Below are 15,957 nucleotides of genomic sequence, written 5' to 3'. Positions count from 1 at the left end.
AAGTTACTTTTTTTTAGTTAGTGTTGGGTCGATTAAGAACTACAAATCACAAGGAAATACTGTTGTTACAATCGATGACAAATATGTGTATAAAAAACCTTAAAAAAAATTTATTTAAGGTTTGATTTCTTAAAAAAAAGTCGCAGGGATTTTGAATTCTTATAAAACTAATAATCATCATAAATTTTATGACTCCAGTTACAATTAACATCATCCCTAGATATTCAGAAACAGATCAGATGGGGATCATTCATCATGCTAACTATTTGATATACTTAGAAGAAGCAAGGCTGGAATGGTTGAACCAGTTAGGATTCTCTTATGTTAAAATGGAAGAGGCCGGCGTGCTTCTACCGGTGTATAATATCGATATAAAGTATAAAAATCCGATAAAATTTGGAGATGAAATTTATGTCAGAGTTTTCCTTCAATCCATGCCTACTACTAGAGTAGTTTTTGATTATGAAATAGTTAATCAAAATAATCAAATTTGTGCCGTTTGTCAGCTCACCTTGGTGTTTACTGATGCACAAACTTTTAGGCCCAGAAAGCCTATCCCAGAATTTTTAGAAGCTTGTAAGAAGCTTTTTTAACAAATGATAATTATAAGTTTCGCTTTCGCGAAAGCGCAATTTTAAACAAAAAACAGCTAGATAAATGTTGCAAGAGTTATTTTCTGACTTAACACACGAGCTCAGAGGGGCTATGACTATGAGAAGACATCCCTTCAAATATGTCACCTTATCAACCGTTGATGAACAAAATTCACCAAGATCTCGCACGGTAGTGTTAAGAGAAGTGTCCGAATCTTTAGAATGTATCATTTTTACTGACGCAAGATCACAGAAGATGTCTTATGTAACGACTAATGATAATGCTTGTATACTGGCTTATCATCCTAAAAAGTTATTGCAAATAAGATTAGACGGCAAATTGAAAGTGGTGCAAGATGAAAAAGAGATCAAAAGGTTGTTTCAAAAAGTTTCTGAAAAGTCTATAAAGGATTATACGACATCCGTCCCTCCGGGGAGCGCAATTGATCAGCCTGATCAGGTTGATTATGTTCCTAGATCAGAAAGTAACTTTGTAGCCTTAAAGTTTGTTCCACATACCATAGAATATTTAAGATTGAAAAGACCCAATCACTTACGAGCGGTTTTTAAAACTGAAGACGATTGGAAAGGGCAGTGGTTGGTTCCTTAGTTTGCAGGTTTTGATGTAATCGGGTACATGGTGTTAAGAACATCAGCCACTTCTTGTTGCCTAGATTTAGGCACGGCAATGGTGATGGAGCAGGAAGTTGTCATTTCTTGTTTTTTTATCTTAAAATGCTCTTCCTCTATATAGCGCATGACTTGGCTTATTTGCGGGTATTCAAAATAAATCTCTACATCGGCGGTAATGGTTCGTGTTACTATTTTTGCATTGGATAGGGCTAGTTTTGCCGTCTCCCGGTATGCGCTTATCAAACCTCCTACTCCTAATTTTGTTCCACCGAAGATTCTAGAAACAACTACAAGAACATCACTTAGTTCATGAGCAATTAATTGTCCTAATATAGGGTCTCCTGCACTGTGACTAGGTTCTCCATCATCATTTGCTCTGTAATTATCATCGCTAGGACCTAGTTTCCAGGCATAACAGTGGTGTCCGGCTTTTGGGTGCTTATTGCGCAAGACTGCGATGAGATCAGTGACCTCTTCAGAGTCCGTTAATGGAAATGCGTTGCCATAGAACTTACTACCTCTGTCTTTATAAAGAATCTCCTCAGAGGCTTTGATGATGGTTTTATAAGAATCAGTCAATGGTAATTTTTTTATGCCATCTCAATACTTTGTATAATGGAAAGCTTGGATTATTTTTGCAAAATAATCATTAAACCTTACCATGAAAAAGATCCTCGGCTTATTATTTTTAGCAACCGCCTTAATTGCTTGTGAAACAGAACCTTTAGACCCAAGTCTTAATGGAGGAACTCCTGGAGGTGGCTCCGGTTCTGGTGGAGGAACTGTAACAGCTTCTATAGTAGGAGATTGGGATTATGATGACTATGTCACAAACACGACTCTTACTGCAACTGTTATGGGTAATACAGTTGCTTCTACCAGTTCTAATGAGTTGGTAAGTGCAACTTCAGTTCTCTCATTCAATAGCGATGGTACGTATACCGTTGTAGGTGATCAAACTTTTGAAATATTTTCACAAGGAATATCACAAGGTAACCAAACAATAAGTATTAATGATTCTGGGACTTATGTTGTAAATGGATCCGATTTGGATCTGGTTCCTTCCTCCAGTCAAAGCAGTTCTGGACTCCCTCAATTTGGCCAGGATGCAGATTTTACTATTGATATACTAACTGCTACAGATCTCGTTATCCTAATTAACTCTGACACTACTCAAAACGTTAATGGTGCCACTCAAAGAATTGAGGTAGATGGTTTTGGAGACTTTACGAGACAGTAAAAACTATTTTTTTATAAAAGCTTCTCGTACTGAGGGGCTTTTTTTTGTGTCATGCTTTCGCGAAAGCGATCATAAGAATAGCTGCTATAGCCACCACAATCCCTATATAGTTTTTAGGAATCAGCTTTTCTTTAAAAAGCAATACGCCTAATACAGAAGTGAAAAGTACCGTTCCCACATGGTTGATAGGATACACCACACTACTTTCCATTCCGTTTTTAAGGGTTTTGATCAGAAAATAAATGGAGTAATAATTAGGCACTCCTAAAATAACACCTGCAACTATAGATCTTAAAGTTAAAAAGCGCTTTTGAGTCGCCTCATAGATCAGGACTAGAACTCCAATGACAAAAGCCATCGCAAAGCAAATTGCGCTAAATAAAGATTCGTCACCGCTAGGAACATGAGTGATCTCTGCATATTTGATGGTGGTGTCTATCACCCCACTTCCTAAGAACAAAACAAAAGGAAGCAGCAACAAGCTCTTGTTGAATGTCAACCCCTCTTTGGACTTTACAGATGTAAGATAAACCGATGCCAAAGCGAGAAGAATCCCTACTACCTTCATCCATCCTATGGATTCTTCATACAGCCATATCCCTGCTATTACAGGAATAACTAGCGACATTTTACCAGATACAGCAGCGACTGACAAGCCGTTTCTCTGACTGGTTAATGCCATGACATTAAAAATGGTGATGAATAAAGCTCCTAAAAATAAAGCGTAAAACAGCCAGTCTGCATGAATGATTTCCTCTACATCTGGTACACTTCCGTAAGCTAGAAAGCCTGTGGTGCAAGCCACGATATAATTCACTATAATGGCGTGAAGTGTGTGTACTTTAAATACTTCAAAATACTTGAAAATTACATATAGAAAGCTGGACGTCGCTATACTTAGAACTAACCAAATCATGCGTTTCTGTATATTTTCAACACATCCTTTTTTATGGTCTTGCGTTCTTTGATGTGGTAATTTCCTTTTAAAACAGGTGCTTTTAAACCTTGATAAAACAAGACTTCAGTTCCCATAAATTGATAGGCTTCATCCCATAGTTGGGCATCTATAAACGCCTGAATCGTAGCCGTACCCCCTTCAATAATAACCGATTGAAGACCGTTTTTATAAAGCTCGTGAAGTATCTCATCCACATCAGTAGAAGAATGGTCTAGTTTTAAAGTAGGAGCAGCGCTGTCCATAACTTTAAAATCTGCTGAGATGCTATTTCTAGAATCCAGTACAACACGTGTTGGGTGAATTCCTTTCCAATCGCGACAAGTGAGCGATGGGTTGTCGTGTAGAACGGTTTTGGCACCTACTAAAATGGCGTTTTCTTCTGCTCTTAACCGGTGTGCAAGTTGTCTGGAGTGCTTGTTGGTGATCCAGATCGGCTTTTGCTCGTCTTTTTGGGTTGGCGCGATAAAGCCATCGCTGGTTTCGGCCCATTTTAAAATGATATACGGACGTTGCTTTTTGTGGAACGTAAAAAACCTCCTGTTGAGCTCGTTGCATTCCTGCTCTAAAACACCTGCACTAACTTCTATTCCTGCTGCTTCTAGCATGGCAATACCTTTTCCCGCTACTTTATCATGCGGGTCCAGTGTGCCGATCACCACTTTTTTAAAGCCTTTTTTGATGATCATCGTGGCGCATGCTGGTGTTTTTCCAGTGTGGGAACAGGGTTCTAGGTTGACGTATAGTACCGCTTTCGCGAAAGCGGACTCATTACAGCCCTTTTGCTCTGCATCCAACACTGCGTTTACTTCTGCATGAGGTTCTCCAGATTTTTTATGCCATCCTTCTCCAAGAATCTCATCAGTATCAGACACTATCACACTTCCCACCAGCGGATTAGGATAAGTAGTGCCCAAGCCGTTTTGTGCCAGTTGCAAACAGCGTTGCATGTATTTCTCGTGCGCAGTCATGAGCAACAAAGGTAAGGAGGAATTAAAAGTAAAAACAATAAACAATGACGAACTAAAGGGCTGTAAAGAATGTTTTAGGAGTCTTTATAATTTGTGATGAGCAATTCATTTTTTTAAGCTCTTAATTCTAAATTTGCACTATGAACATACGTAAAATACTGCCTCAAGATAATGAGGCGATCAAAAATATCATACAGCAATCCATCTTAGAGCACGGTGCTCCTAAAATAGGAACGGCTTATAGCGATGCTGCCACACAAGCTATGTACCAGCACTACCAAAAACCCCGTAGAGATTATTATGTTCTCGAAGTGGATGGGGAAGTGGTAGGCGGTGCTGGCGTTGCACCACTTGATAATTACAACGGAAATGTGAGCGAACTCCAAAAGATGTACTTTAAACCAGAAGTTAGAGGAAAAGGATACGGAAAGAAAATGATGTCGGTTTGTTTAGAACGAGCTGCTCAACTGAGATTTGACAGCATCTATCTAGAAACTATGGATAATATGTACGACGCACAAGGATTGTATAAAAACGTAGGTTTTGAATTGCTCCAAGGTCCCTTAGGCGATACAGGTCATTTCTCCTGTCCGGTACAGATGCTTTTAAAATTCTGACATGACAGAAATTATATTAAGAATTTTGTTTTGGCCTTTAATTAAAATCTTCTCTTTTCTTTGGAGTCTACTAGATATCGGTTTGTCAACTAAAGAAGGGATAGATAAAAATAATGCCCCGCACGGGAAAGACGGACAGCTTGAAATTTAACTACAAAGCTCATGTCAAGCTTATTGTCTGATCGAGCGCAGCCTGCCTGCCGGCAAAGGCAGGTCGAGAACAGTTTTTATACTCTTCATTCTTATCTTTACATATTGATTTCGAGTTCAATTTCAATTTCAAATTCAATTTCATAAAATGACTTTAAACCAATTCAAGCTTCTTTATCAAGATCAACTTTCATCGCTTTATCCAGAAAATGAGATCCACAGCATTTTACAAATTGTGTGTGAAGATTTGTTGAACTGGACTCGTGCTGATTTTTTAATGAATAATAGAGAAGAATTGAATCATCTTCAAGAAGGGATACTCCATAAATCATTAAGAGAATTGTGCACGTCAAAACCGGTGCAATACGTCACCAGAACAGCACATTTCTATGGACATGAGTTTGCTGTAAATGAGCATACATTGATACCGCGTCAGGAGACGGAAGAACTGGTTCATATGATTATTGAGAACCATAAAAAGGAAACCTATCTCCGTATGATTGATATAGGAACTGGAACGGGTTGTATAGGCTTATCTATTAAAGAAGCCTTGCCTAGTTGCAGCATGACATTGCTCGATATTTCTCCAGAAGCTTTAGAACTCGCACAATCAAATGCCATCCATTTAAAAACTCCGGTAACAACCCTATTGGAAGATGTTTTGGTTTTAGATAAATTGCCAGAGACCTATGACGTGATCGTAAGCAACCCGCCATATGTACGAAATTTAGAGAAAAAAGAAATTCACAGAAATGTACTGGAACACGAGCCTTATTTAGCTTTGTTTGTGGACGACACTAATGCCTTAATTTTTTATCGCAAGATTCTAGAATTGGCTCAAAAAGCCTTAAAACCTGATGGCACTTTATATTTTGAAATCAATCAATACTTACCTGAAGAGATGAAAACTCTAGCCAAAGAACTGGGTTTTGATTCTGAAGTTTTTAAAGACTTGAACGGCAATTATAGGATGATGAAATGTGTGAGGATTTGAACTTGAACTCGAACTCGAACTTGAATTTGAACTTCAAAGCCTTACACGCTGAATTTATTTCAGCGTCTCTACATTACGAAGACGTAGGTTAATAGTTAGCACAATCCTCAGTTTTCATCAAAAGCAGATCCTGAAACGATTTCAGAATAACAAGTGAAATTTGAATTTGAAAAAGAATTCTGTTTGTTTCCGCACCCTTTAGGGTTGGGGAACGGAAACTCGATGCGGAATCTGCTAGTTTAATCTCAATACTTGTTAAACTGTTCTCGACTTCACTCGAACTGACATCTAGTGATCCATCAACCCATTCAAGGTTTTATATTTAAACAAAGGCGCTACATCACTATCTGTCTCAAAGAAAAGTGTTTTTTCTACATCAGGTTCCAGGTCAAAAAAGTTGTCTGAAAAATGTCCTTTTACAGGACTGTATAAAAAAGCATCTTTTACAAAAACAGCAGACTTTAAAGTAATCTGATACCCAACTGAGGTTTTAATACTTTTTAGAGATAGTTCTTCCTTTGGTAATTTCAAATCTTTCGGACGGACCAGCACATCGATGGCTCTTCTAGACCCAAACTCAGTATACACATAAACGGACGATAGGTCAATATCTAAACTACTTAAATCGATGTGGTGAAATTTAGTACTAGAATTCATTCCTGCGGTACCTACAAAAGATTCTTGGTAAAGTTCTTTACCGTAAAAATCCATGATCTTTATGCTGTAACCACTAGTAAGATCATTGAGATCGTCGTTAACCACATAGCTGTGTAAAACACCGTCTTTTACATAATTGCTGATCAATAAATTTTCAAAATCGCGTTTTGCCTGATAATGCAAGGCTTTCCAATTCCCAAAATAATCAATACTGGACCAGCTCACTGCAGGCCAGCAATCATTGAGTTGCCAGAATAAAGTTCCCATATTATAAGGTCTGGCGCGTCGGTGCGCTTGGAATCCTTTGGACATTCCGTAAGCTTGCAATAATTGGCTCACATATACATAATCTTCATCGTTAGTAGGAACAGGGAAGTCTCGTGCCATATACTCTTGTATGAGTTCATTACCGCGCTCGTGTTTTTGATGCGAGGCATAATCTACCGAATGAATGTTGAGGCTTCCATCTTTATTAATGTATTGTATCGTTTCATAAGAGGGATGCGATTGGAAACCAAATTCGCTCATAAAACGAGGAACATGATCTTCAAAATGTTCAAACGGATAAGCGTCGTGCCACACACGCCAGTCGTGCGCATCACCTTCAAATTCATAACGCGGATTCCCACGACCTAATTTTGGAGTACTCTCCCAATAAGGTTCCTTGGTGAGTTCGCTTACATATTTAGGCATGGCGATTTGAAAAACAGCACGGTAGTCTTCCCAAATACTATCCCGTTCTGTTTGCGGTCTTCCATTTTGCCAGCCCCAGTGTTTCCAAGCTTCACTGGTCTCGTTATTACCACACCATAAGGCAATGCTGCTGTGATTTCTCAACCTGGTGATTTGTTGGGTTATTTCTTGAGTTACGCTTTCGCGAAAGCGATCATCTCCAGGGTACATCGCACATGCAAACATAAAGTCTTGCCATACTAGAATTCCTTTCTTATCGCATTTTTCATAAAACACATCGTTCTCATAACTGCCACCGCCCCAAACTCTAAGCATGTTCATATTAGCGTCTACTGCATCGCTCAGTAATTCTTCATAATGCTGATCGGTGACGAGATCTTGCATGGAGTTTTGCGGTATGTAATTAGCACCTTTCATATAAACAGGAACACCATTTACCTTAAAATAAAAGGAAGTTCCTAAATCATCGGGCTCATTAACTAACTCTATGGTGCGTATTCCTCTTTGGAGCTTTTTGGAGTCGATTAATTTTCCGTCTTTTAAAACCAAAACTTCCATCTCATACAAGTAAGGCTCGCCTATATTATGCGGCCACCAAAGTTGTGGATTACTGATTTCAAAATGAACTTCTTGAGTTGCATGAACATCAGATGCCAATAAGGAGTCTGTGATTTTAATAGGGTAGAGGCTATCATTCACCTTGATTTGGTAAGTGAGTTGCTCTGTTATAGGTCTGGAAAGTTTGATTTGAGCTGTGAGATTGGCTATAGAATCTTGTATATAGTTTTGCTTGATGTATACATCTTCAATTTTAAAATGATCATAAGCTTCGAGATACACCGGTTTGATAATCCCCATGGTGTTGAGCTTAGGTCCCCAGTCCCAACCGTATTGAAATTGAGCTTTGCGGGTATACACTCGATTTCCAACAGGTAAGGTATACGGATTTGCCGCAGCTTTTTCTTCTTCGATTGGAAGCGGAGATTTGATGGCGATAAGCAGCTCGTTTTCTTCTTTTAAGTATGGTTTTACGTCTGTTTTCCAGTGTAAAAAAGCATTGTCAGTTTCTAGAATAGTGACACCGTTGAGTGAAATAGAAGCATAGGTGTCTATTCCTTCAAAATTGAGATTTATATATTCTTTTTTTAGAGTGTTGCGATCTACTTTAAATTGCGTTTTGTAGGTCCAGTCCGTCTCGGTAATCCATTGCATGCGATTTTCATTATTACCTATAAAAGGATGTCTGGTCTTAGCTATGATAGCGCTATGAACAGTAGAAGGAATAGTAATAGAGTCGGCAATAGGATTGGTGAATTGCTCTAGATACAACTCCCAAGGAGCATCTATGTATTGTCTTTGTAAATTAGGTTTTTCTACTTGACAGGAATAGCAGAAGACCAGCAAAAGTAAAAGCACACTATACCTCATGATGACTATTTTTAAGAATGGCTTTTATTTGGTTGGTATCAGAAATTACTTCTATGTTTTCTTGAATAAATTTAAGCGAATTCATAGGTACTAAAGTACGCGTAGTTTGTTCTATAATCTCTGTAGCGCTGGCATGAATTTCTTTAAAATTTGCTTTCGCGAAAGCGGAACAGTTCTCCCTATTAATACCACCAGCAGGTAAGATGATTAAAGACTCACCCGCGATACGTTGATAAGCTTTCAAATTTGCTATACCGTCCACAGCTCTAGAATGTTGGCCAGAAGTTAGGATTCTGGAAACTCCTATTGCAGCCAACTCTTTAAGAGCCTCTTCAGGATTTTTTACATGGTCAAAAGCTCTGTGGAACGTAAAGCTCATAGGTTTTGCGAGTTCAATCAGCACCTTGGTTGATTCTAGATCTACCGAAAAATCTTCATTTAAAACGCCAGAAACAATTCCAGCACAGCCCAGCTCTTTGCAAAGTTGGATGTCACGTTTCATGATGTCAAATTCATCATCAGTATAAACAAAATTACCAGAACGTGGACGTATCAATACCATTACTGGGATAGTGAGTTCTTCCATTACTTTTTTGAGCAATCCATAACTAGGTGTGATGCCACCTACGGCAAGCTCGCTACACAATTCTATGCGTTGCGCTCCAGCATTTTGAGCGTTAAGGGCGCTTTGATAATTGGAGGCGCAAATTTCTAGTAGCATATTAGTTAATGATTATTTCGTCTATGAATGTCCAAGCTTTATTTCCAGCGCCTTGTTTGCCGTCTGGAATAATGCCGTAGTTGGGGATTTTAATTTTTAATTTGGTGTATTTAGGAGTAATGCTTTTAGGCTTGTATAATTTATAATTGATTTCGATGATGTTGTTCTCACTTTCCTTAATTTCTCTTCGGTCATAAACAGTGTCACCCAATTCAAGAGTGAAGAATAGCTCAAATTCTTTCGGCGCATAAATCCATTGCCCAGGTGCATTATAAAATCTCAACTCGATTTCATTTATTTCAATAGGTTCTTTAAAAGTAATTTTAATCTCTATATCATCGCCCCAAAACCCCAGCCATTCGCTATCGCCATAACGCGAGTCACTTCCTTTAATTCCATTGATCAATCCTGCTGCACCGCTGCCTGGATAGGATTTATGAGGCTCTTTATCAACAGTAATGATGGCGCCTATTCCTTTATGGAAAAGCATTTCTTGAGTAAATACCTTACCTAATAATTCCCCGTCTTTAAAAACAGCTGCATTTAGGTATAGGTTTTCTGTAAAAGGAAGAGCTTGTTGATACAGTTTAGAAGAGGCTGTAGGCTGGGTACCATCTGTGGTGTAACGAATTTCTTTCCCTAAGGTTGTGGTGCTCAACTCATATTGTTGTTGGTCATTTAGAAATCCGCTGACTTCATATAAATGGTTGGCATAATTGATATCCAGCGCATCCATTTTTTTATGGAAATATTCCACTCGATTTATAAAACTAGCATAGTCTTTATTTTCGGCTGCGGTCCATGCCACCTCGCTCATAGCCAGCATACGTGGAAAAGCCATGTATTCTACTTGGTCGCCCGTAGTTATGTATTCTGTCCAGATGTTTCCTTGTGGGCCTAGAATGTGTTTTGCTTCTTCGGCAGTGAGTTCTTTTGGAATGGGTTGGAAATGATACACTTTTTCTAGGGGTAAGAATCCGCCTATTGCGGTAGGTTCGTCATCGCTTTCACTTTGATAATAATCAAAATAGGAATGAGAAGTAGGCGTCATGATGACGTCGTGACCCGCCTTTGCTGCTTCCACAGCGCCTGTGGTCCCCCGCCAGCTCATCACCGTTGCGTTGGGCGCCAGACCACCTTCTAGAATCTCGTCCCAACCTATGATATTGCGGCCTTTGGAATTGACATACTTTTCCATGCGCTGTATAAAATAGGATTGGAGTTCGGCTTCGTCTTTTAAGCCGTTTTCTTGAATTACTTGTTGTGCGATAGCACTTGTTTTCCATTGTGTTTTAGGCGCCTCATCACCACCTATGTGAATGTAGGACGATGGGAATAACTCCATGACTTCGTCCAGAACGTTTTCAAGGAATATAAAGGTTGCTTCACTCGGACAATAAATATCTTCAAAAACACCCCATTCTGTTGCTACGCCTATTTCTTTTCCGGTACAGCCCAATTCTGGATAAGCAGCTATAGCGGCTTGCGCGTGACCAGGCATTTCTATTTCTGGGATGATGTTGATGTGTCTCGCTTTCGCGAAAGCGATCACCTCACGAACATCTTCCTGCGTATAAAAACCACCGTACTTTTTATCAGCATATAATCTTGGGGAGTCGTTATAATGTCCGATCAAAGTACTGTCACGATAGGCTGCAATTTCTTGAAGTTTGGGGTATTTTTTAATTTCAATGCGCCAGCCTTGATCGTCTGTAAGGTGCCAGTGAAAGGAATTCATCTTGAGCATGGCCATTGCATCTATGTATTTTTTAATGAACTCCACATCAAATAAGTGTCGGGAAACATCTAGGTGCATGCCTCGATAAGAGAAACGAGGTTGATCTTTTATGCTGACGGCTGGCAGGTGAATTGGGTGAGTAGGGACTGGTTTTTCCAATTCAAAAGGCAGGAGCTGGATCAATGTTTGCACCGCATAAAAAGCTCCAGCGTCGGTACTTGCTTTAATTAGAATTTGCTGGGCATTACTTTCTAGGGTGTAAGCTTCGGCAGCTGTTATGGAGGCATCGTATTCAAATAGGATGACGTTTTCTGTGGCGTATTTTGTTTCCCAACTGCGGTTGGTCTTAACTTCTAAAAAGCTTTTTAAAAAATCCACCGAATGCGTAAAGTCATCTGCGTTGCTAATGACGGTCGACGGGTCCATAGTAAAATACCCGGGTTTAACCAGCAGCGATTGTGGGGCTGGAATAATGGAGGGACTCGACAGTTTTATGTCTGGCTCCCTGCATGACAACAGTGTTAATATCAAACTGCAAAGAATTAAAAATCTAGCGCTCATTATTGTATTTTAGAATTTTAAAATTTGAGCAGAAGATAGCACATTTTCTATGAGTCCAAAAGAACAAATACAATCCTTACGTATCGAATTGCGTGAGCACAATTATAACTACTACGTTAATGATAATCCTACCATATCAGACTTTGAGTTTGATAAGAAACTGGAGCAATTAAAAACGCTGGAAGCCACTCATCCTGAGTTTTATGACGCGACTAGTCCATCGGTACGAGTAGGTGGTGAAGTGACCAAAAACTTCCATACGGTAAAGCATATCAATCGCATGTACTCCCTGGATAATTCTTATTCTATAGAGGATTTAAAAGATTGGGAAACCCGCATCAAAAAAATAGTTGATGGCGATATTCAGTTCACTTGTGAGTTGAAATACGACGGCGCGAGTATTTCCTTACATTATGAAAACGGAAAATTTGTACAAGCGGTTACCCGTGGCGATGGAAATCAAGGTGATGAGGTAACGGCTAATGTGCGTACGATCAAGTCGGTTCCATTGCAATTAAAAGGAGATGATGTACCGGCCAAATTTGAAATACGTGGTGAGATTGTGTTGCCTTGGGAAGGTTTTCATAAAATGAATGAAGAACGGGAGGCTCAAGGACTGGATTTATATCGCAACCCGCGTAATACGGCTAGTGGTAGTTTGAAATTACAGGACAGTGCTGAAGTGGCCAAACGACCTTTAGACTGTCTTTTGTACTCGCTTGCTGGAGATGATTTACCTGCAACAACACAGTCAGACTCTTTAGAATATGCTAGAAAATGGGGTTTTAAAGCACCCAAGGAATCCAAGTTAGTGAGCTCTATTGAAGAGGTTTTTGAGTTTATCAATCACTGGGATGTGGCAAGAAGGGAGTTGCCTTATGAAACGGATGGGGTTGTTGTAAAAGTGAATTCGTTGCGTCAGCAAGAAGAGTTGGGTTTTACGGCTAAATCGCCCAAGTGGGCGATGGCATACAAGTTTGCTGCAGAGCAAGTTTCTACACGGCTAGAAGAAATTACCTATCAAGTAGGTCGCACCGGTTCTATAACACCGGTAGCAAATTTAGAAGCGGTGGAAATCTCTGGAACAACCGTAAGGCGAGCAAGTTTGCATAATGCTGACCAAATTGAAAGGTTGGATATCAGAGTAGGCGATGAGGTATATGTAGAAAAAGGCGGTGAGATCATTCCTAAAATCGTAGCGGTGGATTTATCAAAACGACCAGAAAACTCGGTTCCTACCATTTACGCCACACATTGTCCAGAATGTCATACAGCATTAGTGCGCAATGAAGGTGATGCAAAACATTACTGTCCGAACGAAATGGCATGTCCGCCACAAGTAAAAGGTCGCATACAGCATTTTATATCTCGTAAAGCTATGGATATAGACGGCATCGGTTCTGAAACGGTAGACCAGTTAGTAGAAGCTGGATTGATTCACAATTATGCCGATTTATACGATTTAACTGTAGAACAAGTATTGCCATTGGAGCGTATGGCGCAAAAAAGTGCCGAAAATATGGTCCAAGGAATTGAAGCTAGTAAACAAGTTCCTTTTGAGCGGGTGTTATTTGGTCTTGGAATTAGATATGTAGGAGAAACGGTAGCTAAAAAACTTGCCAAACATTATAAAAATATAGAGGCACTGCTTAAAATACCTGCAGAGCCGGAGAAGGACAACTTAGATCTTTTTGCAGATATTACCAGCGCAGCTGATAAAAAAACAGAAGAACTTACCGCTGTGCCAGAGATAGGGGAGCGTATTGCTCAGTCTGTGGTGGCCTTTATTACTGATCCATACCAACTAGATATTGTAGAAAGACTTCAAGCATCAGGATTGCAATTGGCACTTTCTGAAGAACAACTAGAAGGTCAGACAGATAAGTTAGTGGGGAAGAGTTTTGTGATTTCAGGCGTTTTTGAAATGTCTAGAAACGCTTTGAAAAAGCTTATTGAGGACAACGGTGGAAAAGTAAGTAGTTCGCTTTCCAGTAAGACAGATTACTTAGTTCGCGGTGAAAATATGGGGCCGTCTAAATTAGAAAAAGCGGAGAAACTAGGGATAAATATGCTTAGTGAGTTGGAGTTTTTAGAAATGGTTGAGGGGTCAAATAGTTAATGGTATAATTATTCGTTGGCTTTCGCTTTCGCGAAAGCGTCCTCTTATTCTTCAAAAAACATCAACAGAGCTGGACGCCGCTTATACAGAAATGGCTTTTAAAAGAATGTAGTGTTAGACTAATCTACAACTTCTCCGTGTTGACTGGCGTCTAAACCGCGTTCTTCCTGATCGGCAGTAACTCTTATGGGTATTAATATGTCTACGATCTTATAAAAAATCAAACTACCGCCAAAAGTGAATATAGCAACAGCTACTAATGCAATAATATGCCACATAAAAGTTTCTGTTTCTCCATTTACAAGACCTACGTCTTTTGCAAATACAGCGGTTAGAATCATTCCTACAATACCTCCAACACCATGACTAGGAAAGACGTCTAGTGTGTCGTCAATTCCAGTTTTAGAGAACCAAGAAATAGCTAAATTACTAGTTATTGCGGCTGTAAAACCTATAAATATACTTTGGGAGATAGTAACAAAACCTGCCGCTGGCGTTATAGCAACCAGTCCTACTATCGCGCCTATACAAGCACCTATAGCGCTCATTTTACGATTAGAGAAACGTTCGTAAAACATCCAAGTAATCATAGCGGTAGCACTAGCTATATTAGTGTTGGCAAAAGCGATAACAGCATCAGCATTTGCGGCAAGTGCACTACCGGCATTGAACCCGAACCAACCGAACCATAGTAAACCAGTTCCTAAAATGATATAGGGCACATTTGCTGGGTCGTGTGTTATTTTTTTGCGTTTACCTAAATAAACAGCTCCAGCAAGTGCGGCAAATCCTGCGCTCATATGAACCACAGTTCCACCGGCAAAATCCAGTACTCCAAGGTTGCGTAACAATCCATCTGGATGCCAGGTCATATGCGCTAGTGGGGTGTATATAAACAAGGTGAATAATACCATGAAAAGAATGTAACTTCTAAAACGAACGCGCTCGGCAAAGCTACCCGTAATCAAGGCTGGTGTGATAATAGCAAATTTGAGTTGGAACAAAGCAAAAACTAGAAAAGGAACGGTTTCTGCAAAGTCTGGATTAGGTGCTAGACCTACATTTCTAAAATTGAAATAGGTCATAGGGTTTCCTATGATACCGTGCCAACTTTCTCCAAAGGCGAGGGAGAAACCCACTAAAACCCACAGAATACTAACCACACCTAAAGCTACAAAGCTTTGCAGCATGGTAGATATCATGGATTTTTTATTCACCATACCACCATAGAAAAAAGCCAGTCCTGGAGTCATTAACAATACAAAAGCAGATGCAATTAACATCCAAGCGGTATCGCCACTATCAATAGCGCTCATGTCGCCATTTTCTGTATAAGGACTGCCGTAGAGTAAGCTAATTAAAACTAAAACTGCTAAAACTATAAAATTGACCTTTTTTGCCATGTTCAAATCATTTGATTGATTTTTCAAATATAGGGTATGAGGTTAAATTAATACACATGTTTAATGAATAACCCTTCAAAAATAAGGGTGTACGTAAATTAAATGGCACTTTAATCTCTTAAGTAATCAATAGGTAAGGGGTGGTCTCTTGTTGTTTATTTATTGTTTTTATAAAAATATAGCTAAAGAACGTCATACATAGAAAATAATTCAGTCCATAAATAGAGTATCATATACGCGCTAGAAGATCTTTGTCGTAGACATCTGTAAGGCTGTGATCGGCAAACCAAAAGCCATAATAGAAAACATAAGTCAGCTTTTCAATTGCAAAAATGCCTATCAATCATTTTACGTTTTCAAAGGTGTTAAAAAGGCGATGTGGGCAGCGCCGCAAAGCATCATCATTACTAATCCAAGGCAGGGCATCGTGAAAGGGTAGCTCTTGGGAATGAAATAACTAGTAAAGCCTTTAGTAATCCTTTTG

At 39.4% G+C, this 15,957-nt stretch carries 14 protein-coding genes; 7 read left to right on the top strand and 7 right to left on the bottom strand.

Annotation, left to right across the window (positions count from 1 at the left end; genetic code table 11):
- Positions 1–188: 188 nt before the first annotated feature.
- Together CW736_RS13975 and CW736_RS13970 are read left to right on the top strand one after the other, a co-directional pair.
- Positions 189–593, top strand: a complete 405-nt coding sequence (locus CW736_RS13975) for an acyl-CoA thioesterase (protein ID WP_101014966.1) — start codon at positions 189–191, stop codon at positions 591–593.
- Between the two features lie 64 nt (positions 594–657).
- Positions 658–1,203, top strand: coding sequence for a pyridoxamine 5'-phosphate oxidase family protein (locus CW736_RS13970; protein ID WP_101014965.1), 546 nt, complete (start codon positions 658–660; stop codon positions 1,201–1,203).
- Here the strand turns inward: CW736_RS13970 and CW736_RS13965 are convergent.
- Positions 1,200–1,805 carry an IMPACT family protein gene (locus CW736_RS13965; protein WP_101014964.1) on the bottom strand — a complete coding sequence of 202 codons (606 nt, stop codon included), beginning with the start codon at positions 1,803–1,805 and terminating at the stop codon, positions 1,200–1,202. The genes CW736_RS13970 and CW736_RS13965 overlap by 4 nt on opposite strands.
- Before the next feature lie 82 nt (positions 1,806–1,887).
- On the opposite strand from CW736_RS13965, the gene CW736_RS13960 reads away from it, so the two are divergent.
- Positions 1,888–2,466: a hypothetical protein gene (locus CW736_RS13960; protein WP_101014963.1), complete on the top strand. Its 579-nt coding sequence runs from the start codon at positions 1,888–1,890 to the stop codon at positions 2,464–2,466.
- Positions 2,467–2,515: 49 nt separating this feature from the next.
- Here CW736_RS13960 and CW736_RS13955 read toward each other — a convergent pair whose 3' ends face one another.
- Together CW736_RS13955 and ribD are read right to left on the bottom strand one after the other, a co-directional pair.
- Positions 2,516–3,382 (bottom strand): EamA family transporter, encoded by an 867-nt coding sequence (locus CW736_RS13955; RefSeq protein WP_101014962.1) that lies wholly within the window; start codon positions 3,380–3,382, stop codon positions 2,516–2,518.
- A complete protein-coding gene (gene ribD, locus CW736_RS13950) occupies positions 3,379–4,392 on the bottom strand; it encodes a bifunctional diaminohydroxyphosphoribosylaminopyrimidine deaminase/5-amino-6-(5-phosphoribosylamino)uracil reductase RibD (protein WP_101014961.1) in 1,014 nt (337 codons plus the stop codon). Before ribD ends, CW736_RS13955 begins: the two co-directional genes overlap by 4 nt.
- Positions 4,393–4,532: 140 nt before the next feature.
- Between ribD and CW736_RS13945 the strand changes: the two genes are divergently transcribed.
- The 3 genes from CW736_RS13945 (at position 4,533) to prmC (ending at position 6,153) form a co-directional block, all read left to right on the top strand.
- Entirely contained in the window at positions 4,533–5,009 is a 477-nt protein-coding gene (locus CW736_RS13945; RefSeq protein ID WP_101014960.1) for a GNAT family N-acetyltransferase, read from the top strand.
- Between the two features lies 1 nt (position 5,010).
- Positions 5,011–5,160: a hypothetical protein gene (locus CW736_RS14180; RefSeq protein ID WP_157810976.1), complete on the top strand. Its 150-nt coding sequence runs from the start codon at positions 5,011–5,013 to the stop codon at positions 5,158–5,160.
- A 147-nt stretch (positions 5,161–5,307) separates the two neighbouring features.
- Entirely contained in the window at positions 5,308–6,153 is an 846-nt protein-coding gene (gene prmC, locus CW736_RS13940; protein ID WP_101014959.1) for a peptide chain release factor N(5)-glutamine methyltransferase, read from the top strand.
- Between the two features lie 288 nt (positions 6,154–6,441).
- On the opposite strand, the gene CW736_RS13935 is transcribed toward prmC, so the two are convergent.
- From CW736_RS13935 to CW736_RS13925, 3 genes are read right to left on the bottom strand one after another with little or no spacing between them, the layout of a single operon-like run.
- Complete coding sequence (locus tag CW736_RS13935) at positions 6,442–8,931, bottom strand: beta-mannosidase (protein ID WP_101014958.1); 2,490 nt, start codon at positions 8,929–8,931, stop codon at positions 6,442–6,444.
- Entirely contained in the window at positions 8,921–9,652 is a 732-nt protein-coding gene (locus CW736_RS13930) for a copper homeostasis protein CutC (protein WP_101014957.1), read from the bottom strand. The genes CW736_RS13935 and CW736_RS13930 overlap by 11 nt, the downstream gene beginning before the upstream one ends.
- Position 9,653: 1 nt before the next feature.
- Positions 9,654–11,951 (bottom strand): beta-N-acetylhexosaminidase, encoded by a 2,298-nt coding sequence (locus tag CW736_RS13925; protein WP_101014956.1) that lies wholly within the window; start codon positions 11,949–11,951, stop codon positions 9,654–9,656.
- Positions 11,952–12,000: 49 nt separating this feature from the next.
- On the opposite strand from CW736_RS13925, the gene ligA reads away from it, so the two are divergent.
- Positions 12,001–14,070 (top strand): NAD-dependent DNA ligase LigA, encoded by a 2,070-nt coding sequence (ligA, locus tag CW736_RS13920; protein ID WP_101014955.1) that lies wholly within the window; start codon positions 12,001–12,003, stop codon positions 14,068–14,070.
- Between the two features lie 119 nt (positions 14,071–14,189).
- Here the strand turns inward: ligA and CW736_RS13915 are convergent, their stop codons facing one another.
- Complete coding sequence (locus CW736_RS13915) at positions 14,190–15,473, bottom strand: ammonium transporter (protein ID WP_101014954.1); 1,284 nt, start codon at positions 15,471–15,473, stop codon at positions 14,190–14,192.
- Between the last annotated feature and the right edge of the window lie 484 nt (positions 15,474–15,957).

Origin of the sequence: Nonlabens sp. MB-3u-79 (assembly GCF_002831625.1) — a bacterium.
GTDB lineage: Bacteria > Bacteroidota > Bacteroidia > Flavobacteriales > Flavobacteriaceae > Nonlabens.
This window is presented reverse-complemented; position numbering and strand designations above follow the sequence as displayed.

Excerpts from the sequence above, each read along its gene's own strand:
- ligA (WP_101014955.1), top strand. The coding sequence starts at position 12,001 with ATGAGTCCAAAAGAACAAATACAATCCTTACGTATCGAATTGCGTGAG.
- CW736_RS13970 (WP_101014965.1), top strand. The coding sequence starts at position 658 with ATGTTGCAAGAGTTATTTTCTGACTTAACACACGAGCTCAGAGGGGCT.
- CW736_RS13955 (WP_101014962.1), bottom strand. The coding sequence starts at position 3,382 with ATGATTTGGTTAGTTCTAAGTATAGCGACGTCCAGCTTTCTATATGTA.
- ribD (WP_101014961.1), bottom strand. The coding sequence starts at position 4,392 with ATGACTGCGCACGAGAAATACATGCAACGCTGTTTGCAACTGGCACAA.
- CW736_RS13925 (WP_101014956.1), bottom strand. The coding sequence starts at position 11,951 with ATGAGCGCTAGATTTTTAATTCTTTGCAGTTTGATATTAACACTGTTG.
- CW736_RS13960 (WP_101014963.1), top strand. The coding sequence starts at position 1,888 with ATGAAAAAGATCCTCGGCTTATTATTTTTAGCAACCGCCTTAATTGCT.
- CW736_RS13945 (WP_101014960.1), top strand. The coding sequence starts at position 4,533 with ATGAACATACGTAAAATACTGCCTCAAGATAATGAGGCGATCAAAAAT.
- CW736_RS13930 (WP_101014957.1), bottom strand. The coding sequence starts at position 9,652 with ATGCTACTAGAAATTTGCGCCTCCAATTATCAAAGCGCCCTTAACGCT.
- CW736_RS13915 (WP_101014954.1), bottom strand. The coding sequence starts at position 15,473 with ATGGCAAAAAAGGTCAATTTTATAGTTTTAGCAGTTTTAGTTTTAATT.
- CW736_RS13935 (WP_101014958.1), bottom strand. The coding sequence starts at position 8,931 with ATGAGGTATAGTGTGCTTTTACTTTTGCTGGTCTTCTGCTATTCCTGT.
- CW736_RS13975 (WP_101014966.1), top strand. The coding sequence starts at position 189 with ATGACTCCAGTTACAATTAACATCATCCCTAGATATTCAGAAACAGAT.
- prmC (WP_101014959.1), top strand. The coding sequence starts at position 5,308 with ATGACTTTAAACCAATTCAAGCTTCTTTATCAAGATCAACTTTCATCG.
- CW736_RS14180 (WP_157810976.1), top strand. The coding sequence starts at position 5,011 with ATGACAGAAATTATATTAAGAATTTTGTTTTGGCCTTTAATTAAAATC.